Origin of the sequence: Pseudomonas sichuanensis (assembly GCF_003231305.1) — a bacterium.
GTDB classification, from domain to species: Bacteria; Pseudomonadota; Gammaproteobacteria; order Pseudomonadales; family Pseudomonadaceae; genus Aquipseudomonas; species Aquipseudomonas sichuanensis.
Genome location: NZ_QKVM01000031.1, coordinates 48,361 through 70,491 on the forward strand (window position 1 = coordinate 48,361; position 22,131 = coordinate 70,491).

Genomic DNA, 22,131 nt, shown 5'->3' on the forward strand with positions numbered 1-22,131 from the left:
GATGGGTATCGATCTTCCGCTGATCTGGGCCGTGATCATCATCTTCGGCGTGATGATGTACGTGGTGATGGACGGTTTCGACCTTGGGATCGGCATGCTCTTCCCGTTCGTCCAGGACGAGCGTGACCGTGATGTGATGATGAACACCGTCGCCCCGGTATGGGACGGCAACGAAACCTGGTTGGTGCTGGGGGGCGCTGCGCTGTTCGGCGCCTTCCCGCTGGCCTATTCGGTGGTGCTGGAGGCGCTGTACCTGCCGCTGATCCTGATGCTGGTGGGGCTGATCTTCCGCGGCGTGGCCTTCGAGTTCCGCTTCAAGGCGCGGGCCAACAAGCGGCATATCTGGGACAAGGCGTTCATCTGGGGCTCGCTGGTGGCCACCTTCTTCCAGGGCGTGGCCCTGGGCGCCTTCATCGAAGGCTTCAAGGTGGTCGACCGCAAGTTCGTCGGCGGCTACCTGGACTGGCTGACGCCGTTCACCCTGTTCTCTGGCCTGGGCCTGATCGTCGCCTACACCCTGCTGGGCTGTACCTGGCTGATCATGAAAACCGAAGGGCCGCTGCAGCAGAAGATGCACGACATGGCGCGGCCCCTGGCGCTGGTGCTGCTGGCGGTGATCGGCATCGTCAGCCTGTGGACTCCGATCGCCTACCCGCAGATCGCCGACCGCTGGTTCAGCATGCCTAACCTGGTGTGGTTCATGCCGGTGCCGCTACTGGTGCTGGTGACCTTCTACGGGCTGCTGCGCGCGGTTGCACGCAACGCGCACTACACGCCGTTCCTGCTCACCCTGGTGCTGATCTTCCTTGGCTACAGCGGGTTGGGGATCAGCCTGTGGCCCAACATCATCCCGCCGTCGATCAGCATCTGGGATGCCGCCGCACCGCCGCAGAGCCAGGGCTTCATGCTGGTGGGCACGCTGTTCATCCTGCCGTTCATCCTCGGGTACACCTACTGGAGCTACTACGTGTTCCGCGGCAAGGTGACCCATGAAGACGGCTATCACTAGGAGCGCGCCATGATGGATGTCGAACAGAAGAAACCCTTATGGCAACGCCTGGGCTGGCTGGTGCTGATCTGGGCGCTGAGTGTCGCGGCGCTTGGGGTGTTCGCCTACGGGATGCGGATGTTCATGAATGCGGCGGGGTTGAGCACGCACTGAGCCTGAAGCGAAACGTCTGCTTGTAGGAGCGGCCTTGTGCCGCGATAGGGCCGCAGAGCGGCCTCAGGATTTCAGCGTTAATGCAGAAATCGCCGGGGCCGCTTTGCGGCCCTATCGCGACACAAGGCCGCTCCTACAGTGGACGTGCAAGCCCGCTTGGTGGGGCTGACTTACTTGCGGGCCTTGAGCACTACGAACTTCGGCGTCGCCGCCACTTGTTCCACACCTCTGAACAACCGCGCCAGCTTGCTGTGGTAGCCCAGGTGCCGGTTGCCGACGATGTACAACGCTCCCCCCACCTCCAGCGCCTCGCGTGCCTGCTGGAACATGCGCCAGGCGAGGAAATCGCCGACCACCTGCTGCTGGTGGAACGGCGGGTTGCACAGCACCACGTCCAGCGACTGCTTCGCAAGCCCCGCCAGGCCATCCGCCGCCTGAATGGCTACTTCACGATCGCCCAGCGCGGCCTGCCAGTTGTCGCGGGCCGATTGCACCGCCATGTACGACTCGTCCACCAGGGTGTAATGCGCGTCAGGGTTGGCCAGGGCGCTGGCGATGGCCAGTACGCCGTTGCCGCAGCCCAGGTCTGCCACCCGGGCGCGGCCCAGGTCGCGCGGCAGGTGCGGCAGGAAGGCACGGGTGCCGATGTCCAGGCCTTCGCGGCAGAACACGTTGGCGTGGTTGACCAGCTCCAGTGCCGGTGCGTCGAGGCGGTAGCGGCTAGGGTAGGGGGACTGGGCGAGCGGGCGCTCGGCGAGCGTGGCGGTGAGCAGGCGCGCCTTCTTCTGGGCCAGCGAGGCCTGGACCGGGCCGATGTACTTTTCCATCAGGTCGCCGGCTGCACGTGGCAGGTGCTTGATCATGGCGCCGGCGATCACCTGAGCACCGGGGGCCAGGTGGCCCTGCAGGCGGATCAGCTGTTCTTCGAGCAGGGCCAGGGTTTTCGGTACGCGCACCAGCACGCGATCGAACGGCCCTTGCCAGTGCTGGTTGGCGGGTACGAAAGGCACGGCATCGAACGGCTTGCCGTTGCCTGCCAGGTTCTTCTCCAGCGCCATGCGCGCCAGGTGCGAGTCGCCGCTGCTGGTGACGTCCAAGGTGCCGGCCAGGCTGGCGGCCAGGGCGCCGAAGCTGTCGTTGAGCACCAGCACCCGGCAGCCTGCGGCCGGTGCTTGGGCTGCCAGGTGTTCCAGCAGGTACTGGTCGGCGGCGTCGAAAGCCAGCAGCGGGTCGTTGGCCTGTTCCGGCTGGCGAATCAGGTCGAGGTCGGCGAAGGGGCTGTTGAACAGGGGCATGAGGTACGGCTCGGCGCGAATCTGGCCGTCGCGGTGCGCGACGTGCTTGAGGTACGCGATTCTACAGGGCTTTGCGCTTCGAGGGGGGTTACAGCAGGCCTTGGCGGAAGACACTGACGATGGCCGCCACCTTGTTGCTGGTGTTGGTCTTGGCGATCACGCTACGGATGTGGAAGTTCACCGTGCTGGTGGATAGCGAGAGTATCTTGGCGACATCCTCGGCGATCTTGCCTTCCGATGACCACTTCATCACTTCCAGCTCACGCTTGCTCAGCGGCACATGGTGCTCCTCGCTGGCCATGTGCCGTTCGCTCACGGCGGCATGCAGCACCTGGCACAACCACATGATCTGCGCGCCGTTTTCATAGAGTTCGATGGGGCGAATCTGGCCGTCTGGCCGGGCGACACTCAGCTGGCTCTCGTTGTGCAACTGATCGAACAACGATTGCGTCCAGCCATGGCGCAGGCCGTGAGCACAGGCCGACTCGCGCAGCTGCGGCACCTCTTTGAACAGGTCGTCGTTCCACAACAGCGGCAGGGTAGTCTTGCGGCATTCGCAGCAAGCCGGGTCGCTGTTCATGAACTGCTGCTGGTAGGCCTGGTGCCATTCGTCCGGGTAGTTGCTGCGAAAATCCACCTGAGGGGCTTTGCCCGCGAAATGCATGTGGGTCGCCAGGCTGACGAATTGCATACCGAGTGCCTGAACCAGTTCGATTGCCTGGAGGAACAATCTGTCGGGGTCGCGCTCTCCCAGCATCTGCTGAAGCTGTTCGCTTTGCCACTGTGACATTGGTGGAGCTCCCAGAAATCCGATGGATCCAATTACCGGACTGCACGGCCCAAGTGTAGGAAAAGTCCTCGTGCTGCGCTGGTTTTTTTTGCTATAGCTGTCACGTTTCTTGCGCAGCTTTTTGTCAGCCAAAAGCGATGCCCTACAATCCGGTGGTGTTTATCCCCGGCGCTTTGCGAGACACTTGGCGCATCTGATTTATGGAGCCCGTCATGACCGCCAGCGCCGACAAGTTCACCCGCCAGACCCTGCTCGATGTTCAGCCCCTGACGCCGAACCTGTTCAGCCTGCGGGTCAGCCGTGACCCAGGCTTTCGCTTCCGCTCCGGGCAGTTCGCCCGCCTGGGCGTGACCAAGGCCGATGGCAGCGTGGTGTGGCGCGCCTACTCGATGGTCAGCGCCCCCCACGACGAATTCCTCGACTTCTTTTCCATCGTGGTGCCCGGCGGTGAGTTCACCAGCGAGCTCAGCCGGTTGGGCGCGGGCGACACCTTGCTGATCGACCGCCAGGCATTCGGCTACCTGACCCTCGACCGCTTTACCGGTGGCCGCGACCTGTGGCTGTTGGCTACCGGCACCGGTATCGCGCCGTTCATGTCGATCCTGCAGGACTTCGAGGCCTGGGAGCGCTTCGACAACATCAAGCTGGTGTACTCGGTGCGCGAGGCGAAGGAGCTGGCGTATGTGCAGGAGATCGCCGGGCTTGAGCAACGCGACTACCTGGCGGAGTTCGCCGGCAAGTTGCAGTTCATTCCGGTGGTGACCCGAGAATCGCATCCGGGGGCGTTGAATGCGCGGATCACCACGCTGATCGAGAACGGCGAACTGGAGCGAGCGGCGGGGCTGGAACTGTCGCCGGAGCATTCGCGGATCATGCTGTGCGGCAACCCGGACATGATCGATGAGACGCGCAAGGTGCTCAAGGCGCGCGACTTGCAATTGAGCCTGAGCAAGCGGCCCGGCCAGGTCGCGGTGGAGAACTACTGGTAAACGAAAACGGCGCCCGAGGGCTAATGCTGGTCAGTCAAGCCAATTGGGGTCGCTATGCGACCCTTCGCGGGTAAACCCGCTCCCACAGGTTATACGCCGCCCCTGTGGCAGCGGGTTTACCCGCGAAGGGCTGCAAAGCAGCCCCAATAAGTGCGATGAAGCGCAAACTGACTGACATTAGCCCGAGGGCGCCGTTTTCATGCACAGCCTCAGGGCTGGCGATTCTGGTTCTGCGCCTTGAGCAGGTCGCGGATCTCGGTCAGCAGGTTCTCTTCGGCGCTCGGTACCGGTGGTGCGCTCGGTGCCACGGCTTCTTCGCGCTTGAGGCGGTTGATCGCTTTCACACCCATGAAGATGGCGAAGGCGACGATGATGAAATCGAGGATGGTCTGGATGAACTTGCCGTAGGCCAGCACCACGGCCGGTACGTCACCCTCGGCGGCCTTCAGGGTAATGGCCAGGTCACTGAAGTCCACCCCACCGATCAGCAGGCCGATGGGGGGCATGATCACGTCGCCGACGAACGACGAGACGATCTTGCCGAAGGCGGCGCCGATGATGATACCGACGGCCATGTCCACGACATTTCCTTTGACGGCGAAGGCCTTGAACTCACTGAGCATGCCCATGTGCGATTTCCTTGTAACAAATGGTGAGGTAGACGCAGTGTAAGCCACTTAAACGCTTCATGCGTGGCATTCAGGGCTACTGACTGCGGTTAGAGCGAATAGTTTTGTCGCCTTTCGGTGCGTTCGGGACACGTCCGGCTTGGGCTATCATGGCGGTTTTTTCCAGGAGACTGCGCCCATGGCCAAGGCCAAGCGTTTGTATGGCTGTACCGAATGTGGCGCAACTTTCCCCAAATGGGCCGGCCAGTGCGGCGAGTGCGGCGCCTGGAACACCCTGGTCGAGACCATGATCGAAAGCGGCGGCGCGGCGGCCCCCAGCGGGCGGGCCGGCTGGGCCGGGCAGCAGGCGCAGATCAAGACCCTCGCCGAAGTCAGTGTCGAAGAGATCCCGCGCTTCACCACCAGCAGCACCGAGCTTGACCGGGTGCTCGGAGGGGGCCTGGTCGATGGTTCGGTGGTGTTGATCGGCGGCGACCCGGGCATCGGCAAATCGACCATCCTGTTGCAAACCCTGTGCAACATCGCCACGCAGATGCCGGCGCTGTACGTCACCGGCGAAGAATCGCAGCAGCAGGTGGCCATGCGCTCGCGGCGCCTGGGGCTGCCCCAGGACCAGCTCAAGGTCATGACCGAAACCTGCATCGAGGCGATCATCGCCACCGCCCGCCAGGAGAAACCGCGGGTGATGGTGATCGACTCGATCCAGACCATTTTCACCGAGCAGCTGCAATCGGCCCCGGGTGGCGTGGCCCAGGTCCGCGAAAGCGCGGCGCTGCTGGTGCGCTATGCCAAGCAGAGCGGCACGGCGATCTTCCTGGTTGGCCACGTCACCAAGGAGGGTTCGCTGGCCGGCCCGCGCGTGCTGGAGCACATGGTCGACACCGTGCTGTATTTCGAGGGTGAGTCGGACGGGCGCCTGCGCCTGCTGCGGGCGGTGAAGAACCGCTTCGGCGCCGTCAACGAACTGGGCGTGTTCGGCATGACCGATCGCGGCCTCAAGGAAGTCTCCAACCCTTCGGCGATCTTCCTCAACCGTACCCAGGAAGAGGTGCCCGGCAGCGTGGTGATGGCTACCTGGGAAGGCACCCGGCCGATGCTGGTGGAGGTGCAGGCACTGGTCGATGACAGCCACCTGGCCAACCCGCGGCGGGTGACCCTGGGCCTGGACCAGAACCGCCTGGCCATGCTGTTGGCGGTCCTGCACCGTCACGGCAGCATCCCCACCCACGACCAGGATGTGTTCCTCAACGTGGTCGGCGGGGTCAAGGTGCTGGAGACCGCCTCTGACCTGGCGCTGCTGGCGGCGGTGATGTCGAGCCTGCGCAACCGGCCGCTGGCCCACGACCTGCTGGTGTTCGGCGAGATCGGCTTGTCTGGCGAGGTACGCCCGGTACCCAGCGGCCAGGAGCGCCTCAAGGAGGCCGCCAAGCATGGCTTCAAGCGGGCCATCGTGCCCAAGGGCAATGCGCCGAAAGAGGCGCCGCCGGGGTTGCAGGTAATTGCCGTGACCCGTCTGGAGCAGGCCCTGGATGCGTTGTTCGAATAGTCGGCTTCTTGCAAGTGATTCTCAATAGCTAGTAGCATGCCGCCACCTTGCGACCATCGTATGGAGTGCGTGTGGCGGAGTTCGACCTCAAGCGGCTGTTCCTCAAGCACGCGAAAAACCTGCAGGCCATGCTTTCGCGCAAGGTGCGCGACCCGCAGCTGGCCGCCGACCTGGTGCAGGACAGTTTCCTGCGCCTGGCCGAGCAGCAGCATGTCGACCGCATCGACAATGCCCAGGCCTACCTGTATCGCACGGCCCATAACCTGATGGTCGATCATGTGCGCCAGCAGCAGCGGCGCAAGACCGATCTGGTCCCCCACGAAGCGCTGGAAAGCATCATCGAGGACGGCCCCGGGCTCGATGAGCAGGCGGCGCGCATCCAGCACCTGCGCCGCTTGCAGGCGATCCTCGAGGCGTTGCCCGAACGCACCCGGCAGGTGTTTCGCCTCAATCGCCTGGAGGGCATGACCCACGCCGAAGTCGCGCGTCACCTGGGTATTTCCGACAGCTCCGTGCAGAAGCATCTGGCCAAGGCCCTGGCCTATGTGATGCAGTGCCTGCAGGAAGCGGAATGACCAACGGTTTACTGACAAACGCCGCTTCAGACGTCAGCCCAGACATAACCAGATCGCGAGAGAACCGTGTGAGCAGCCAGAACGAGCAAGCCATCCGCGAGCAGGCCGCCGAGTGGGTGGTGCTGCAAGGCGCCGCCCCCTTGAGCCGTGTGCAGCAGCAGGCGCTGGAGCAATGGTGTGCGAGCGACCCGCGCCATGCCCAGGCCTATGCCTTCGCGCAGGCGACCTGGGGCGACCTGGGGCAGCTGGCGGGCCTTGCACCTGCTGGTGCGCCGCATCGTGCGCCGTTGCCGCGCAGCACGCGCACGCCTGCCCGGCGCAGGGGCTCGCGTATTCGGCGGGCCGTGGCCTGCAGCGCGCTGGTGCTGCTGGCGGTGCTGGGTGTGGAGCAGGGGCCCGGCCTGCTGCTGGGCTGGCGCGCGGACTACGTCACCGCTGCTGGCGAAGTACGTCGGGTGACCTTGCCCGATGGCAGCCTGGTCGATCTCGACAGCCGCAGCGCCTTGCAGCTGGCCTTCGATGGCCAGCAGCGGCGGGTGCGCCTGCTGGCCGGCGATGCAGTGTTCAGTGCCGCGCCGGTCACGGCCGCCGAGCCACGGCCGTTCGTGGTCGATTATGCCGGCGCCAGCACCCGGGCCCTGGGCACGCGGTTCGTGGTCGGCGCGGCGGGCGAGGGCGGTTGGGTCGGCATGCTCGAACACAGTGTCGAGGTAAAACTGCAAGCCGCGCCGGTACAGGGCGTGGCCAGCCAGCTGTTGCAGGAGGGCCAGGCGCTGCGCTACGACCAGGCCCAGGGCGTGCGTCTGTGGCCTGGGCGCGACCTGCAGCGGGCCACCGACTGGCAGCGCGGGGTGCTGGTGTTCGAGCGCCAGCCGCTGGCCGAGGTGGTCGAACGGCTGAACCGCTACCGTGACGGGCGCCTGCTGGTGGTCGACGCGGCCTTGGCGCAACGCCAGGTCAGTGGGGTGTTCCGCCTCGACAACCTGGCCGTGGCAGCCGATGTGCTCACCGCCGAACTCAAGGCCGAACGCCTGCAATTGCCGGGTTTGACGCTGATCTACTGAAGCGCTGAAAAAAACTTTGGTTTTGCGTTACTGAGTTTTCCTACGTCGCACGTCTGATTGTTGAGATTGATTTTCATTACTAGAAATCGCCAACAGAAGACGAGACGCGCAGTGAGCACGCACCCCGCACAACCCCGCCGGCCCCTGAGCCGCATCGCCCTGGCCGGCAGCCTGGCCATTGGCGCCTTGAGCCTGCCGATGGGGATCGGCCTGGCCCAGGCAGCCACCTCGCCGAACAGCACAAGCCGCAGCCTGGTGCAGTTCGACATTCCCGCCCAGCCGCTCGACAGCGCAGTGCTGGCCTATGCCGAACAGTCCGGTGTGCAGGTGTTCTATGACAGCCGCAAGCTGGTCGGCCTGTACAGCGAAGGGCTGCGCGGTGGCTACAGCGTGGAAGAAGGCTTGCGCCTGCTGCTGCGCAACATGCCGGTGCGTTACCACTTCAGTGCCGCGGGGCAGGTGGGCCTGGAGCGGCTCGAAGAGTCCGGCGTGGCGCTGGAGCTGGGGGCCACCCAGGTCGAGTCTAGCCGTGACGGTGACTGGGTGTACCAGGCACCACGTTCGGCCAGCGTGATCACCCGTGATCAGATCGACAAACGCCCGCCGCGCCATGCCGCCGACATGCTCGAGCAGACCGCCGGGGTGTACACCGCGGTCAACCAGCGCGATCCGGGCCTGTCGGTGAACATCCGCGGCGTGCAGGACTACGGCCGGGTCAACATGAACATCGACGGCATGCGCCAGAACTTCAGCGTCAACGGCCACCAGCAGCGCAATGGCACGATGTTCATCGACCCGGAGTTCGTCAGCAACGTCGAGATCGAAAAGGGCAGCCAGTCCGGCATGGGCGGCGCGGGTGTGCTCGGCGGCATTGCCAGCTTCAATACCCTGAACGCCGCCGAGTTTCTCGGCCCAGGCAAGGAAATGGGCGGCCGCATTCGTGCCGGGCATGGCATTGGCGAGCTGGGCAACGGCACCTATTTCAACGGCAGCGGCGTGTTCGCCTTCGGCAACGAAGTGGGTGACCTGCTGCTGGGCATGAGCGAGCGCCACTTCGGCAACTACCGCGCCGGCACCAACAACAAGGACAACCTGGGCACCGAAATGCGCCTGCGCAAGTTGTTCCCGCGGGCCTGGGACAACTGGATCGAGTCCGAGGTCGGCGACATGGGCACCGTGACCCGCTCGAACCTGATCAAGGTGGGCCTGAACCTGCCCGAAGACCAGCGCCTGCAACTGAGCTACATGGAAACCGACACCGACAGCAAGGATGCCTGGACCTGGCTGGCCGCCGACCTCAACTCGTTCTACTACCGGCGCACCGCCAGCAGCGACATCAACGCGAAGAACTTCGGGCTCGACTACAGCTATGCGCCGGACAACGACCTGATCGACTTCAAGGCCAAGCTGTATTTCGTCACCACCCGCCAGGACCGCTGGAACAACAGCAATACGGCCAGCGTGGGCAGCGGCAACTTCTACGCCGACTACAACGATCACTTCCAGACCGACACCTGGGGCCTGCAGGCGCAGAACACCTCGCGCTTCTATTTCGGCCAGAGCAACCTGTTGAGCTTCAACTATGGCGCCGAACTGTTCCTGGATACCTTCAAGCCAAGCAGCGAGCGCATTCCCGCGCCCAATGAAAAGAACAACCCGTTCATCGCCGGGGCCGACCCTGACGGCAAGCGGGCCATGGGCAGCCTGTTCGGCAACCTGTCCTTCGAGCATGACGGCTGGCTGACCCTGGATGCCGGCCTGCGCTACGACCGCTATCGCCTGACCGGCAAGACCGGGCTCACCACTTGGGCCTACCCGATCGGTGTCACCGGGGTGGACGTGCTGCGCGAGCGAACCGAGTTTGCCTATGACGTCGAGCGCGAGGAGGGGCGCTTCTCGCCGACCTTCGGTATCGGCGTCAAGCCGGGGCTGGACTGGTTGCAGCTTTACACCCGCTGGGGCCGCGGCTGGCGTCCGCCGGCCGTGACCGAAGCGTTCATGAGCGGCAAGCCGCACGGCGGCGGCAACGAACTGGTGTACCCCAACCCGTTCCTCAAGGCCGAGCAGTCGCATAACTGGGAAGCCGGTTTCAACATCTTCAAGGAATCGCTGTTTCGCGATGGCGACCGCCTCGGTGTGAAGGTGGCCTACTTCGATACGCGGATCGAGAACTTCTCGTACCTCGACTACAGCGTCGACTTGCCCGGCACCGACATCACCGGGCTGTCGTTGGGCAACAGTGCCTACACCAACAACCTCGAAGGCACCAACTTCCGCGGCGTGGAGTACTCGCTCGACTACGACAACGGCCGCTTCTACACCCAGCTCAGCTACACCCACATGATCGGCAGCAACGAGTTCTGCTCCAAGCAGCTGTACATGGGCGGCGGCGTGCAGCGCAACGAAGCCGGCATGATCGACACGGTGATCGACTTCGGTGGCTTCCCGATCCCGGTGACCTTGCCGGCCTACAACTTCACCGAGGGCCAGGCGATCAACGACCAGATCAGCTGTGGCGAGATCATGGGCAACGCCGCCTACATGCCGTCCGACCGTGGCGCGTTGACCACCGGCCTGCGCTTCTTCGACAACACCCTCGATGTCGGCGCCCGCCTGCGCTACAGCGCGGGCCGGGGCGAGCACCTCAACAGCCAGGGTTACGGCAACCTGGAGAAGGCCCGCTGGCCGGAATACAAGGTCTACGACCTGTATGCCAGCTACTGGGCGACCCCGCAGCTGAACATTGCCCTGTCGCTGGAAAACGTCACCGACGAGGCTTACTTCGTGGCCATGGGCGATGCCAACAACCTCTCCCTGGCCCGCGGCCGGACCCTCTCCGGCATGCTCGAGTACCGTTTCTGATTCACCAGGTTCGCCCACTGTCGGGCAACACGAAGGCGCTGAACGCCTTCGCTCTCAACTGCAACGCAATGAGGAAATGCAATGTCTCTGTCCGTTACCTACTCGGCTTCCTTCGCCAACTTCACCGTTGACCAGTACCTCTCGGCCTGGGCCACCGGTTTCAAGACCGCCGACCACAACGCCAGCAACACCGGTGGCTTCAACGAGGGCGGCACCGATGGCAGCCAGTACGCCATTCGCGGCACCAATGGTTCGAACTTTGCCGTGATCGCCGAAAGCGACACCCCGACCGGCCTGCACTACGTCTGGAATGCCTCGCTGCCGGCCGGCGACAACCAGAACCACTACCTGTACGGCGAGCTGGACACCGTGACCCTGGGCAACACCCTGCTGCGTGACGCCAGCGGCAACTACAGCGTGCAGGCGCTGGCCGTGAGCTTCGACGGCCTGGACCTGAACGCCGCGCAAGGTGCCGGCCGTGCAGGCAACGACGTGCACAACGTGATCTACAACCTGATGCAGGGCAAGACCGCCGGCCTGGAAACCGTGCTGGACAACCTGCTGGCCGACTACGGCGTGTCCACCAACAACACCTTCGCCCAGATCAACACCGCCCTGGCGGCTGGCCCGGTCGCGGCCTCGGCCGAAGCCGTTGGCGTGCAGGCGCTGCCTGAAGACCTGGCCCTGGCGGCCTGAGCCCAGGCATGAAAAAGCGAATGGAAGGTAACCCCGCCATTCGCTGATCTGTTGCATTTACCCCGCAGCCCGTGTCTTTGCCGGGCCCAGGCTGCGGTGGTGCGAATTCTGTGGCGTCGACCGGCACAAAGCAATCGCCGGTCGGCGCACCCTGTGAGGTTTCCAACGAATGCGAACCGCTCCCGCCGCGGCCAACGAAGTGCTGCAGGCGCTCAAGGCCTGCCGTGCCGGCCTCGCCAACGTCGCCCTGTTCACGGCGGTGATCAACCTGCTGATGCTGGCGCCGGCGCTGTACATGCTGCAGGTGTATGACCGGGTCCTGTCGTCGCGCAACGAGATGACGCTGCTCATGCTCAGCCTTCTGGTGCTGGGCCTGTTCGCCTTCATGGGTGTGCTGGAATGGCTGCGCAGCCAAGTGGTGGTGCGCCTGGGCACGCGCATGGACATGGACCTCAACCCGCGGGTGTTCGACGCCGCCTATGCGGCCAGCCTGGCAGGGCACAAGGGCGCGGCCGGGCAGATGCTCGCCGACCTGACCAGCCTGCGCCAGTTCGCCACCGGCCAGGCGCTGTTCGCCTTCTTCGACGCGCCCTGGTTCCCGGTGTACCTGCTGGTGATCTTCATGTTCAGCCCGTGGCTTGGCCTGATGGCGCTGGTGGGCGCGGTGTTGCTGACCGTGCTGGCCTGGGTCAACGAGCGCCTGACCAAGGCCCCGTTCGCCGAAGCGGGCGAGCTGTCGCAGCAGGCCGGCCTTGAGGCCAGCGCCAACCTGCGCAATGCCGAGGTGATCGAAGCCATGGGCATGCTGGGCGCGGTGCGCCAGCGCTGGGCGCGCCTGCACCATGGTTTTCTTGCCCGGCAGAACCTGGGCAGCGAGCGCACCGCGGCCGTCAGCGCGGTGTCCAAGACCGTGCGCCTGGCTTTGCAGTCGCTGGTGTTGGGGCTGGGCGCCTGGCTTGCGATCGAGCAGTTGATCACCCCCGGCATGATGATCGCCGGTTCCATCCTGATGGCCCGGGTACTGGCGCCGATCGATCAGTTGATCGGCGCCTGGCGCCAATGGAGCGGTGCCCGCCAGGCCTACCTGCGCCTGAGCGAGCTGTTGCGCACGCAACCGCCATGCCCGGCCGGCATGCCGTTGCCGGCGCCGCTGGGCAGGCTCACGGTGGAACAAGTGGGCGCGCTGCAGCCGGGCAGCAACCGGCCTTGCCTGAGCAACCTGGGTTTCGACCTGGCTGCCGGTGAGTCGCTGGGCATCATCGGCCCGTCGGGTTCGGGCAAGTCGACCTTGTCGCGTCTGTTGGTCGGTGCTGCCGCGCCGTCCACCGGCAAGGTGCGTCTGGACGGTGCCGACCTGCGGGTGTGGGAGCGTCAGGCGCTGGGCCGGCATATCGGCTATCTGCCGCAGGATGTGCAACTGTTCGCCGGCAGCATTGCCGACAATATCGCCCGCCTGGGCCCGGTGGACGCCCAGCAGGTGGTGGCCGCCGCGCAAATGGCCGGTGTTCACGAGATGATCCTCAAGCTGCCGGCTGCCTATGACACGGTGCTGGGCGAGGGCGGCAGCGGGCTGTCCGGCGGCCAGCGCCAGCGCATCGGCCTGGCCCGCGCGCTGTACGGGTTGCCGGCGTTGATCGTGCTCGACGAGCCCAATTCGAACCTTGACGAGGCCGGTGAGCAGGCGCTGCTCGAGGCCGTCGGCAAACTGCGTGAGCACAAGCGCACGCTGATTCTGATCACCCACAAGTCGTCGTTGCTGGCGGGCCTGGACAATCTGCTGATGCTGCAGAACGGCCAGCTGCAAGCCTACGGGCCGACCGCCCGGGTGCTGCAGGACCTGCAGCGCGCCGCCCGCCCGGCGCCGGTTGCCGCCGCGCCCGCCACACGCCCGCCCCTTGGCCTGAGCGCCAGCTTCGGCCTGCCAAGAGCCTGACTTCATGACCGTACATGCCGTTACCAAGCGCAAGACCGATGCCCCCGCCGACCCCGACAACGTGCTCAGCCTCAGTGAACATCGCCCCGCCCGGATAGGGCGTTGGCTGGTGCTGGCCGGCTTTGGCGGCTTTTTGCTGTGGGCTGCGCTGGCACCGCTGGACAAGGGCGTGCCGGTGACCGGCAACGTGGTGGTGGCCGGCAGCAAGCAGGCGGTGCAGCACCCCACGGGTGGGGTGATCGAGCAACTGCTGGTACGCGATGGCGAGCCGGTCAGTGCCGGCCAGGTGTTGCTGCGCATGGACCCGACCCAGGCCCAGGCCCAGGTCGGCTCGCTGCGGGTGCAGTACGTCAACGCCCGCGCCGGTGAGGCACGGTTGCTGGCCGAGCGTGACGGCCTGCCGGGCCTGGCGTTCCCGGAGGGCCTGCAGGCCGAGGCCGGCACGCCCTGGGTGGCTGCGGCCCTGGAGGGCCAGCGCCAGTTGCGGGTCAGCCGTGCCCGCGCATTGGACATGGAGCTTGGCGGCATGCGCGAAGGTATTGCCGGCGCCGAAGCTTCGTTGCAGGGCTTGCAGGGCTCGCTGGCCAGCAAGCAGGCCCAGCGCGACGCCCTCGACGAGCAGCTGCGTGGCCTGCGCGACCTGGCCCGGGATGGCTACATCGCCCGTAACCGGCTGCTCGACAATGAACGCCTGCTGGCCCAGGTCAACGGCTCGATTGCCGAAGACCTGGGCTCGATCGGCCGTACCCGGCGCCAGGTGCTGGAACTCAGGCTGCGCATCGGCCAGCGCCAACAGGAATTCCAGAACGAAGTGCGCCAGCAGTTGGCCGAGCTGCAAGCCAGTGCCGAGGACCTGGGCAATCGCCTGCGCAGCGCCGAGTTCGAGCTGGCCCACACCCAGGTGCGTGCCCCGGTGGCCGGCACGGTGGTGGGGCTGAGTGTGTTCACCAATGGCGGGGTGATCGCCCGTGGCCAGCAGTTGATGGAGATCGTCCCGGCCGGTGCGCCGCTGCTGGTCGATGCCAGGGCGCCGGTGGAGATGGTCGACCGCTTGCGCCCGGGGCTGCCGGTTGAGCTGATGTTCGCCGCCTTCAACCAGAGCACCACGCCCCGGGTGGAGGGGGAGGTGAGCCTGGTGTCGGCTGATCGACTGGTCGATGAAAAGACCCAGCACCCCTACTACCAGGTGCGCATCAAGGTGAGTGAGCAGGGCCTGCAGCAGCTGGCGGGGCTGGACATCCGCCCGGGCATGCCGGTGGAGGCATTCGTGCGCACCGGTGAGCGCTCGCTGCTCAACTACCTGTTCAAGCCGTTGGCCGACCGGGTGCATGTCGCCCTGGCGGAGGAGTGATGCGGATGCCGCTGTTTGCCCGTCTTGCCCTGCCCATGCTGATCGCTGCCAGCCTGCCGGCGCAGGCGCTTGACCTGGGCGATGCCTATGCCCTGGCCCTGCGCAACGACCCGGCCTGGCAGGGCGCGATCGCCGAGCGCGCCGCTGGCGTGGAGAACCTGGCGATCGGCCGTGCCGGCCTGTTGCCCAAGCTGTCGTACCGCTACAACCGCGCGCGCAACGACTCCGAGGTGACCCAGCGCAGCCCGTTCGGCAACGTCACCACCCAGCGCGACTACCGCAGCTACAGCTCGACACTGACCCTGGAACAACCGTTGTTCGACTACGCCGCCTGGAGTGCCTATCGCCAGGGCGTGGCCCAGGCGGCGCTGGCGGATGAGCGCCTGCGCGGGCGCGGCCAGGAACTGGTGGTACGCCTGTTCCAGGCCTACAGCGAGGCGTTGTTCGCCAACGAACAGATCGGCCTGGCCCAGGCCCAGCGGCGCACCTATGCCGAGCAGCTGACACTCAATGAACGCTTGCTCAAGGGCGGCGAGGGCACCCGTACCGACCTGCTGGAAACCCGCGCCCGCTTCGAGCTGGCCCAGGCCCAGGAGATCGAGGCCGGCGACAGCCTCGATGCCGCGCTGCAGGCGCTGCAGGCCATCATCGGCGAGCCGGTGACGGTCGAGGACCTGGCACCGCTGGCGGCGCGTTTCACGGTCCAGCCACTGACTCCGGCACGCTTCGAACCCTGGCGTGACCTGGCCGTGGCCCGCAACGCCGAGCTGGCCAGCCAGCGCCATGGCCTGGAGGTGGCCGAGCACAATGTCGAGCGCCAGCGCGCCGGGCACCTGCCGTCGCTGAGTGCGTATGCCAGCAGCGGGGTTTCCAGTTCCAGTTCCGAAAGCAGCTACAACCAGCGCTACGACACCGACAGCATCGGCCTGCAACTGAGCGTGCCGCTGTTTGCCGGGGGCGGGGTGTCGGCCTCGGTGCGCCAGGCCCAGGCCCAGCGCGATGCCGCAGGCTTCGAGCTGGATGCCCAGTTGCGCGACACGGTCAACCAGCTGCGCCGGCAGTTCAACCTGTGCGCCAGCAGCACGGCGAAGATCCGTGCCTATGACCTGGCGGTGAGCGCTGCGGGCGCGCTGGTGGAGGCCACGCGCAAGAGCGTGGCGGGCGGCGAGCGGGTCAACCTGGATGTGCTGGATGCCGAGCAGCAACTGTACAGCGCCCGCCGCGACCTGGCGCAGGCGCGCTACGACTACCTGCGGGCGTGGCTGAAGCTGCGCTACCTGGCGGGGGTGCTGGATGCCGGGGACCTGAACGCGCTGAACGGTTACTTTGCTGCCCACGGCTAATTGGCAGGGGCCTGTAGGAGCGGGTTTACCCGCGAAGCAGGCGACGCGGTGCAGGGCACCGGCTTCGCCGGTGTTCGCGGGTAAACCCGCTCCCACAGGAAACGCGCCGCTGTTGCGAAATCAGCGATCTGCGCAGGCAAACAAAAAGGGGAGCCGACGATGCGCGTCGGCTCCCCTGCGTGATCGCCTCGCTCAGCGATCAGTGCTCGGCAACGGCATTGCGCCTGGGCGCTTCGTTGCCGTGTTCGTCCAGTTCCATGACCGGTACTTCATTGCCTTCGGCGTCGAACAGCTTGCCATCTTTGAAGTAGTCGCCATCGCGCAGGCACGAGATGTCCGAGTACTGGATGGTGCGCTCGTAGGCCGCGGCAAACACCGACTGGTTTTCCGAGTTGCCGGTGGTGAAGTGGTTGAACATCAGGTTGAGCAGGATGGCCATGATCGCCGCCGAGCTGATGCCGGAGTGGAAGATGGTTTCGAACCAGCTCGGGAAGTTGTGGTAGAAGGTCGGCGCGGCGATCGGGATCATGCCGAAGCCCAGCGAGGCGGCGACGATGATCAGGTTGACGTTGTTCTTGTAGTTGACCTTCGACAGGGTGCGGATGCCACTGGCGGCCACGGTGCCGAACAGCACGATGCCGGCGCCGCCGAGCACCGGGGTCGGGACTGCGGCGATGATGCGGCCCATGATCGGCAGCAGGCCGAGCACCACCAGGATCACGCCGCCGGTGGCGACCACGTAGCGGCTCTTGACCCCGGTCACGGCCACCAGGCCAACGTTCTGGGCGAAGGCGCTCTGGGTGAACGAACCGAAGATCGGCGCCAGGATGCTCGATGCCATGTCGGCGCGCAGGCCGTTGCCCAGGCGCTTGGAGTCGACCTTGGTGTCGATGATTTCACCGACCGCGAGGATGTCGGCCGAGGTCTCGACCAGGGTCACCATGATCACGATGCACATCGACAGGATCGCGGCGATGTGGAAGGTCGGCATGCCGAAGTGGAAGGGGGTGGGGAAGGCGAAGATCGGGCCTTCGGTGACCTTGCTGAAGTCGGTCATGCCCAGCGCCCAGGCGATCAGGGTGCCCGCCACCATGGCCAGCAGGATCGACAGCCGCGAGATGGTCGCGCTGCCCAGCTTGCTCAGCAGCAGGACGATGGCGAAGGTCAGTGCCGCCAGGCCGATGTTGGCCATGCTGCCGAACTCTGGCGAAGCGCTGTTGCCGCCCATTACCCAGCGCGCCGCGACGGGCATCAGGGTGAGGCCGATGGTGGTGATGACGATACCGGTCACCAGCGGTGGGAAGAACTTGGTGATGCGCGAGAACACCGGGGTGATCAGAAAGCCGATCAGCGAGGCGGCCATGACCGCACCCAGCACCGCTGGCAAGCCACCACCGTTTTGGCTGCTGAGGATCGCCCCCATGGTCGCCACACCGGCAAACGAGACGCCTTGCACCAAGGGCAACTGGCAACCGAAGAACGGCAGGCCGAGGGTCTGCAGCAACGTCGCCAGCCCCCCCGCGAACAACGAAGCCGCAATCAACAGGCCGATTTCGGCGGGGGCCAGACCGGCCGCCTGGCCGAGGATCAGCGGTACCGCGACGATCCCGCCATACATGGTCAGAACGTGTTGCAGGCCGTAGGCCAGGTTGGCGCCAAGCCCGAGGTTTTCATCCTCGGGGCGTTGGGTGGGAGACGTGCTAGGGGACGTAGTCATGGAGCAGGCTCTCAGCATTTATTGTTGTGGCACTACTGTAGACAGGATGTGGATTCGATTGCCATCAGAATTGTATACAATATTTTGATCCTGACGCGCACAGTGCTGCCTCCAGGGTGCGCTTTTTCTGGATGCAGAATGCGTTCCAACTCGGCAAATGCGGTACTAGAAGGGTGTGTACAAGGGTGGATGGGGCCCGCACAAAGCTGTCTGGGTAGACAGGAAACACTCCCAGGTCAGTTCGTTAGCAGGCTAAGAGATTTCAATCTTCGATCAATTCACGCAGTTCGCGCATCATTTCGGTGCTGTCGGCCACGTTCAATTCCACCAGACGGTGCAAATGAGTCATCGAGTCGATGTCGATATAGAGGCAGATGAAACCCAGGCAGGCTTCCTCTTCATGGCGCAGTTCGACCTGCATCCGCACCTGGGTCTTGCCGTCATTGAGCTTGATGATCGCCTCGAAGTCCTGGGTGAGGTCGGCATCCCAGGGGGTGGGGCGCTCGATGAGCAAACCCTTGAGCGAAAGATCCAGCAGCTTGGCGGGCCAGCGGCGTTCGCCCTGGCGCAGTTCGGTAGGTGCATCGAAGGTGATGCGTTGGAAACGGCGGCGCTCGTCGTGACTGCTCATGGGGAAAGGTCCTCGAGGGTTCAACCTGACTATAGTGGTTAATGTCGCTGTAGCAGGTACCGCAATCTGGCCGCAGAGGCTCTAGACCAAAGCAAGTGTGGCAATGCGCGATGACACGCCCTAGACTCGATGGGCGGTCTTTCCAATCCACCAGCTGGAAGTAAACCATGAACAACAATAATAGCCTGCTACGCCACATTCCGTGGCTGGCGCTGGCAGTCATAGGGGCCTGCGCGCTGGGTGTGGTAGCCCTGCGCCGAGGCGAGGCAATCAACGCCTTGTGGATCGTGGTCGCGGCAGTGGCCATCTACCTGGTTGCCTACCGTTACTACAGCCTGTTCATCGCCACCAAGGTGATGCAACTGGATCCCCGCCGGGCCACGCCCGCGGTACTCAACAACGATGGCCTGGACTACGTCCCGACCAACAAACACATCCTCTTCGGCCACCATTTCGCGGCAATCGCCGGTGCCGGCCCGCTCGTGGGCCCGGTGCTCGCCGCACAGATGGGCTACCTGCCCGGCACGCTGTGGCTGATCGCCGGCGTGGTGCTGGCTGGCGCGGTACAGGACTTCATGGTCCTGTTCCTCTCCACCCGTCGCAACGGCCGCTCGCTGGGCGACATGGTGCGTGAGGAAATGGGCCGCATCCCGGGCACCATCGCCCTGTTCGGCTGCTTCCTGATCATGATCATCATCCTCGCGGTGCTGGCGCTGATCGTGGTCAAGGCCCTGGCCGAGAGCCCGTGGGGCATGTTCACGGTGATGGCGACCATCCCGATCGCGATGTTCATGGGCATCTACATGCGCTATATCCGCCCGGGCCGCATCGGCGAGATCTCGGTCATCGGCGTGGTGCTGTTGCTGCTGTCGATCTGGCTGGGGGGCCAGATCGCCGCGGATCCGGTCTGGGGCCCGGCCTTCACCTTCACCGGCGTGCAGATCACCTGGATGCTGGTCGGTTACGGTTTCGTCGCCGCCGTGCTGCCGGTATGGCTGGTGCTGGCGCCGCGCGACTACCTTTCCACCTTCCTCAAGATCGGCACCATCGTCGGCCTGGCCATCGGTATCCTGATCATCGCTCCCGAGCTGAAAATGCCGGCGCTGACCCAGTTCACCGACGGCACGGGCCCGGTGTGGAAGGGCACCCTGTTCCCGTTCCTGTTCATCACCATCGCCTGCGGCGCGGTATCCGGCTTCCACGCGCTGATCTCCTCGGGGACCACGCCCAAGCTGCTGGACAACGAAACCAACGCCCGTTACATCGGCTACGGCGGCATGCTGATGGAGTCGTTCGTCGCCATCATGGCCATGGTTGCCGCCTCGGTGATCGAGCCTGGCGTGTACTTCGCCATGAACAGCCCGGCCGCAGTGGTCGGTGCCGACGTCGCTTCGGTGGCGCAAACGGTCAGCAGCTGGGGCTTCCTGATCACCCCCGAGCAGCTTGAAGCGGTCGCCCGCGACATCGGCGAACACACCATCCTGGCCCGTGCCGGTGGTGCGCCAACGCTGGCGGTCGGTATCGCGCAGATCCTGCACCAGGTGCTGCCGGGTGAGAACACCATGGCGTTCTGGTACCACTTCGCGATTCTGTTCGAAGCGCTGTTCATCCTGACCGCCGTGGACGCCGGTACCCGTGCCGGGCGCTTCATGCTGCAGGACCTGCTGGGCAGCTTCGTGCCGGCGCTCAAGCGCACCGAGTCGTGGGGCGCCAACCTGCTGGCCACCGCCGGTTGCGTGGCGATGTGGGGCTACCTGCTGTACCAGGGCGTGATCGATCCGCTGGGTGGTATCAACACCTTGTGGCCGCTGTTCGGTATCTCCAACCAGATGCTGGCCGGTATCGCCCTGATGCTCGGCACCGTGGTGCTGATCAAGATGAAGCGCCAGCGCTACATCTGGGTCACCCTGGTACCTGCGGTCTGGCTGCTGATCTGCACCACTGCAGCGGGCCTGATCAAGCTGTTCGACCCGAACCCGGCCGTCGGCTTCCTGGCCCTGGCCAAGAAGTACAGCACCGCGCTGGACGCCGGCCAGGTGCTGGCCCCGGCCAAGGACATCGGCCAGATGCAGCACGTGATCTTCAACGCCTACACCAACGCCGGCCTGACGATCCTGTTCCTGCTGGTGGTGTTCAGCATCCTGTTCTTCGCCCTCAAGGTCGGCTATGCCGCCTGGGGCCGCAAGGAGCGCAGCGACAAGGAAACCCCGTTCCAGGCTTTGCCTGACGCTTGAGAGGAATGCCGCGATGTTCAACGACCTGAGTCGACTGGGTAAGTACCTGGGGCAGGCAGCCCGCCTGATGGTCGGCATGCCCGACTACGACAACTACGTCGAGCACATGCAGACCAAGCACCCGGACAAGCCGGTGATGAGCTACGAAGCGTTCTTCCGCGAACGCCAGGAAGCGCGCTACGGTGGCAAGTCCGGGCCCAAGTGCTGTTGAACCCGCGACACGTGTGAATCAGTGGGAGCCCGGGCAACCGGGCTCCCACTTTCGTTTTCAGCTCCAGGAGACAACCGCGTGCATACGCCGATTCCCGTTACCGTGCTGACCGGCTTCCTCGGCGCCGGCAAGACCACCCTGCTCAAACACATGCTCAAGGCCGAGCACGGCCTGAAGATCGCCGTGATCGAAAACGAGTTCAGCGAGGCCGGCATCGACAGCCAGCTGCTGGGCGACGAACCGGTGCAGGTCATGACCCTGGCCAACGGCTGCGTGTGCTGCAGCATCCATGGCGACCTGACTCGCGCGCTGTACCTGCTGCTGGAGCGCCTGGATGCCGGCGAAATCGCTTTCGACCGCCTGGTGATCGAGTGCACCGGCCTCGCCGACCCCGCGCCGGTGGCGCAGACCTTCTTCATCGATGAGGAGCTGCGCGAGCGCTATGTCCTCGACGGCATCATCACCTTGGTCGATGCCGTGCATGCCGAACTGCACCTGACCCAAGCCATCGCCCAGGCCCAGGTCGGTTTTGCCGACCGCCTGCTGTTGAGCAAGACCGACCTGGCCGAACCTGCGGCGGTGGAGGCCTTGCGCGAGCGCCTGGAGCGAATCAATGGCAGGGCGGCGATCCGCGTGGTGGAGCACGGCCGTATCGACCTGGCCGAATTGCTCGACGTGCGCGGCTTCAACCTCAACCCGGAGCTGGGCATCAGCCTCAAGCCAACCCTGCGACCGGTACTCAAGCCGGCCACACCGGATCGTATCTCGACCCTGGTACTGCGCACCGACACCCCGTTGGACATCGACCGCCTCAGCGACTTCATGAATGAGTTGCTTGAGGAGCACGGCAAGCAGTTGCTGCGTTACAAGGGCGTGCTGAACATTGCCGGCGAAGACCGCCGACTGGTGTTCCAGGGGGTGCTCAAGCTGTATGGGTTTGACTGGGATGCCGAGTGGAAGGAAGGCGAGGCCCGGGAAAGCGTAATGGTGTTCATCGCCGACGAGCTGCCGGAGGAGAAGATCCGGGCAGGTTTCGAGGCCCTGAGCCACGCCTGAGTAAGACCTGGCCGACTGTTCGATGCCGCCGCGAGGCGGCATTTTTT

Annotated in this window: 19 protein-coding genes; 14 read left to right on the forward strand and 5 right to left on the reverse strand. The window is 65.0% G+C overall.

Features of this window, described 5'->3' with window-relative positions; translation table 11 throughout:
• The first annotated feature begins 1 nt into the window (after position 1).
• Together cydB and DM373_RS17045 are read left to right on the forward strand one after the other, a co-directional pair.
• Positions 2-1,009: a cytochrome d ubiquinol oxidase subunit II gene (gene cydB, locus DM373_RS17040; protein WP_110994682.1), complete on the forward strand. Its 1,008-nt coding sequence runs from the start codon at positions 2-4 to the stop codon at positions 1,007-1,009.
• Between the two features lie 12 nt (positions 1,010-1,021).
• Positions 1,022-1,162 carry a DUF2474 domain-containing protein gene (locus DM373_RS17045; protein ID WP_208642803.1) on the forward strand — a complete coding sequence of 47 codons (141 nt, stop codon included), beginning with the start codon at positions 1,022-1,024 and terminating at the stop codon, positions 1,160-1,162.
• Positions 1,163-1,332: 170 nt separating this feature from the next.
• Here the strand turns inward: DM373_RS17045 and DM373_RS17050 are convergent, their stop codons facing one another.
• Both DM373_RS17050 and DM373_RS17055 read right to left on the reverse strand, forming a co-directional pair.
• The gene (locus tag DM373_RS17050) at positions 1,333-2,457 is read right to left on the reverse strand and encodes a methyltransferase (protein WP_110994684.1); all 1,125 of its coding nucleotides are present in this window, start codon (positions 2,455-2,457) and stop codon (positions 1,333-1,335) included.
• An 88-nt stretch (positions 2,458-2,545) separates the two neighbouring features.
• On the reverse strand, positions 2,546-3,247 hold the full coding sequence (locus DM373_RS17055; RefSeq protein WP_110994685.1) for an autoinducer binding domain-containing protein: 702 nt from the start codon (positions 3,245-3,247) through the stop codon (positions 2,546-2,548).
• A 212-nt stretch (positions 3,248-3,459) separates the two neighbouring features.
• Here DM373_RS17055 and DM373_RS17060 point away from each other — a divergent pair, with 212 nt between their 5' ends.
• Positions 3,460-4,236: a ferredoxin--NADP reductase gene (locus DM373_RS17060; RefSeq protein ID WP_110994686.1), complete on the forward strand. Its 777-nt coding sequence runs from the start codon at positions 3,460-3,462 to the stop codon at positions 4,234-4,236.
• 209 nt (positions 4,237-4,445) lie between these two features.
• Here DM373_RS17060 and mscL read toward each other — a convergent pair whose 3' ends face one another.
• Entirely contained in the window at positions 4,446-4,865 is a 420-nt protein-coding gene (gene mscL, locus DM373_RS17065; protein WP_110994687.1) for a large-conductance mechanosensitive channel protein MscL, read from the reverse strand.
• A gap of 178 nt (positions 4,866-5,043) precedes the next feature.
• On the opposite strand from mscL, the gene radA reads away from it, so the two are divergent.
• The 8 genes from radA (at position 5,044) to DM373_RS17105 (ending at position 16,235) form a co-directional block, all read left to right on the forward strand.
• Complete coding sequence (gene radA / locus DM373_RS17070; RefSeq protein ID WP_110994688.1) at positions 5,044-6,411, forward strand: DNA repair protein RadA; 1,368 nt, start codon at positions 5,044-5,046, stop codon at positions 6,409-6,411.
• Positions 6,412-6,482: 71 nt separating this feature from the next.
• Complete coding sequence (locus tag DM373_RS17075) at positions 6,483-6,986, forward strand: RNA polymerase sigma factor (protein ID WP_110994689.1); 504 nt, start codon at positions 6,483-6,485, stop codon at positions 6,984-6,986.
• A 68-nt stretch (positions 6,987-7,054) separates the two neighbouring features.
• Entirely contained in the window at positions 7,055-8,050 is a 996-nt protein-coding gene (locus tag DM373_RS17080; protein WP_110994690.1) for a FecR family protein, read from the forward strand.
• Positions 8,051-8,248: 198 nt separating this feature from the next.
• Positions 8,249-10,912: a TonB-dependent receptor gene (locus DM373_RS17085; protein WP_110994702.1), complete on the forward strand. Its 2,664-nt coding sequence runs from the start codon at positions 8,249-8,251 to the stop codon at positions 10,910-10,912.
• An 81-nt stretch (positions 10,913-10,993) separates the two neighbouring features.
• Positions 10,994-11,608, forward strand: coding sequence for a heme acquisition protein HasA (locus DM373_RS17090; RefSeq protein ID WP_110994691.1), 615 nt, complete (start codon positions 10,994-10,996; stop codon positions 11,606-11,608).
• Between the two features lie 169 nt (positions 11,609-11,777).
• Positions 11,778-13,541 carry a type I secretion system permease/ATPase gene (locus DM373_RS17095; protein WP_110994692.1) on the forward strand — a complete coding sequence of 588 codons (1,764 nt, stop codon included), beginning with the start codon at positions 11,778-11,780 and terminating at the stop codon, positions 13,539-13,541.
• Positions 13,542-13,545: 4 nt separating this feature from the next.
• A complete protein-coding gene (locus DM373_RS17100; protein WP_110994693.1) occupies positions 13,546-14,892 on the forward strand; it encodes an HlyD family type I secretion periplasmic adaptor subunit in 1,347 nt (448 codons plus the stop codon).
• 5 nt (positions 14,893-14,897) lie between these two features.
• Positions 14,898-16,235 (forward strand): TolC family outer membrane protein, encoded by a 1,338-nt coding sequence (locus DM373_RS17105; protein WP_110994694.1) that lies wholly within the window; start codon positions 14,898-14,900, stop codon positions 16,233-16,235.
• A gap of 199 nt (positions 16,236-16,434) precedes the next feature.
• Here DM373_RS17105 and DM373_RS17115 read toward each other — a convergent pair whose 3' ends face one another.
• Together DM373_RS17115 and DM373_RS17120 are read right to left on the reverse strand one after the other, a co-directional pair.
• The gene (locus DM373_RS17115) at positions 16,435-17,952 is read right to left on the reverse strand and encodes a nucleobase:cation symporter-2 family protein (protein ID WP_110994695.1); all 1,518 of its coding nucleotides are present in this window, start codon (positions 17,950-17,952) and stop codon (positions 16,435-16,437) included.
• 262 nt (positions 17,953-18,214) lie between these two features.
• Positions 18,215-18,583, reverse strand: coding sequence for a PilZ domain-containing protein (locus DM373_RS17120; protein ID WP_110994696.1), 369 nt, complete (start codon positions 18,581-18,583; stop codon positions 18,215-18,217).
• Between the two features lie 167 nt (positions 18,584-18,750).
• Here DM373_RS17120 and DM373_RS17125 point away from each other — a divergent pair, with 167 nt between their 5' ends.
• The 3 genes from DM373_RS17125 to yjiA all read left to right on the forward strand — a co-directional run bounded on the left by DM373_RS17125 (position 18,751) and on the right by yjiA (position 22,084).
• On the forward strand, positions 18,751-20,817 hold the full coding sequence (locus tag DM373_RS17125; protein ID WP_110994697.1) for a carbon starvation CstA family protein: 2,067 nt from the start codon (positions 18,751-18,753) through the stop codon (positions 20,815-20,817).
• A 13-nt stretch (positions 20,818-20,830) separates the two neighbouring features.
• The gene (locus DM373_RS17130) at positions 20,831-21,028 is read left to right on the forward strand and encodes a YbdD/YjiX family protein (RefSeq protein WP_110994698.1); all 198 of its coding nucleotides are present in this window, start codon (positions 20,831-20,833) and stop codon (positions 21,026-21,028) included.
• A 78-nt stretch (positions 21,029-21,106) separates the two neighbouring features.
• A complete protein-coding gene (yjiA, locus tag DM373_RS17135; RefSeq protein ID WP_110994699.1) occupies positions 21,107-22,084 on the forward strand; it encodes a GTPase in 978 nt (325 codons plus the stop codon).
• Positions 22,085-22,131: the final 47 nt, after the last annotated feature.

What these genes read in the sequence shown, in the direction of transcription:
- cydB (WP_110994682.1), top strand. Translation starts at nt 2, where the DNA reads ATGGGTATCGATCTTCCGCTGATCTGGGCCGTGATCATCATCTTCGGC.
- DM373_RS17045 (WP_208642803.1), top strand. Translation starts at nt 1,022, where the DNA reads ATGGATGTCGAACAGAAGAAACCCTTATGGCAACGCCTGGGCTGGCTG.
- DM373_RS17050 (WP_110994684.1), bottom strand. Translation starts at nt 2,457, where the DNA reads ATGCCCCTGTTCAACAGCCCCTTCGCCGACCTCGACCTGATTCGCCAG.
- DM373_RS17055 (WP_110994685.1), bottom strand. Translation starts at nt 3,247, where the DNA reads ATGTCACAGTGGCAAAGCGAACAGCTTCAGCAGATGCTGGGAGAGCGC.
- DM373_RS17060 (WP_110994686.1), top strand. Translation starts at nt 3,460, where the DNA reads ATGACCGCCAGCGCCGACAAGTTCACCCGCCAGACCCTGCTCGATGTT.
- mscL (WP_110994687.1), bottom strand. Translation starts at nt 4,865, where the DNA reads ATGGGCATGCTCAGTGAGTTCAAGGCCTTCGCCGTCAAAGGAAATGTC.
- radA (WP_110994688.1), top strand. Translation starts at nt 5,044, where the DNA reads ATGGCCAAGGCCAAGCGTTTGTATGGCTGTACCGAATGTGGCGCAACT.
- DM373_RS17085 (WP_110994702.1), top strand. Translation starts at nt 8,249, where the DNA reads ATGGGGATCGGCCTGGCCCAGGCAGCCACCTCGCCGAACAGCACAAGC.
- DM373_RS17090 (WP_110994691.1), top strand. Translation starts at nt 10,994, where the DNA reads ATGTCTCTGTCCGTTACCTACTCGGCTTCCTTCGCCAACTTCACCGTT.
- DM373_RS17095 (WP_110994692.1), top strand. Translation starts at nt 11,778, where the DNA reads ATGCGAACCGCTCCCGCCGCGGCCAACGAAGTGCTGCAGGCGCTCAAG.
- DM373_RS17100 (WP_110994693.1), top strand. Translation starts at nt 13,546, where the DNA reads ATGACCGTACATGCCGTTACCAAGCGCAAGACCGATGCCCCCGCCGAC.
- DM373_RS17105 (WP_110994694.1), top strand. Translation starts at nt 14,898, where the DNA reads ATGCCGCTGTTTGCCCGTCTTGCCCTGCCCATGCTGATCGCTGCCAGC.
- DM373_RS17115 (WP_110994695.1), bottom strand. Translation starts at nt 17,952, where the DNA reads ATGACTACGTCCCCTAGCACGTCTCCCACCCAACGCCCCGAGGATGAA.
- DM373_RS17120 (WP_110994696.1), bottom strand. Translation starts at nt 18,583, where the DNA reads ATGAGCAGTCACGACGAGCGCCGCCGTTTCCAACGCATCACCTTCGAT.
- DM373_RS17125 (WP_110994697.1), top strand. Translation starts at nt 18,751, where the DNA reads ATGAACAACAATAATAGCCTGCTACGCCACATTCCGTGGCTGGCGCTG.
- DM373_RS17130 (WP_110994698.1), top strand. Translation starts at nt 20,831, where the DNA reads ATGTTCAACGACCTGAGTCGACTGGGTAAGTACCTGGGGCAGGCAGCC.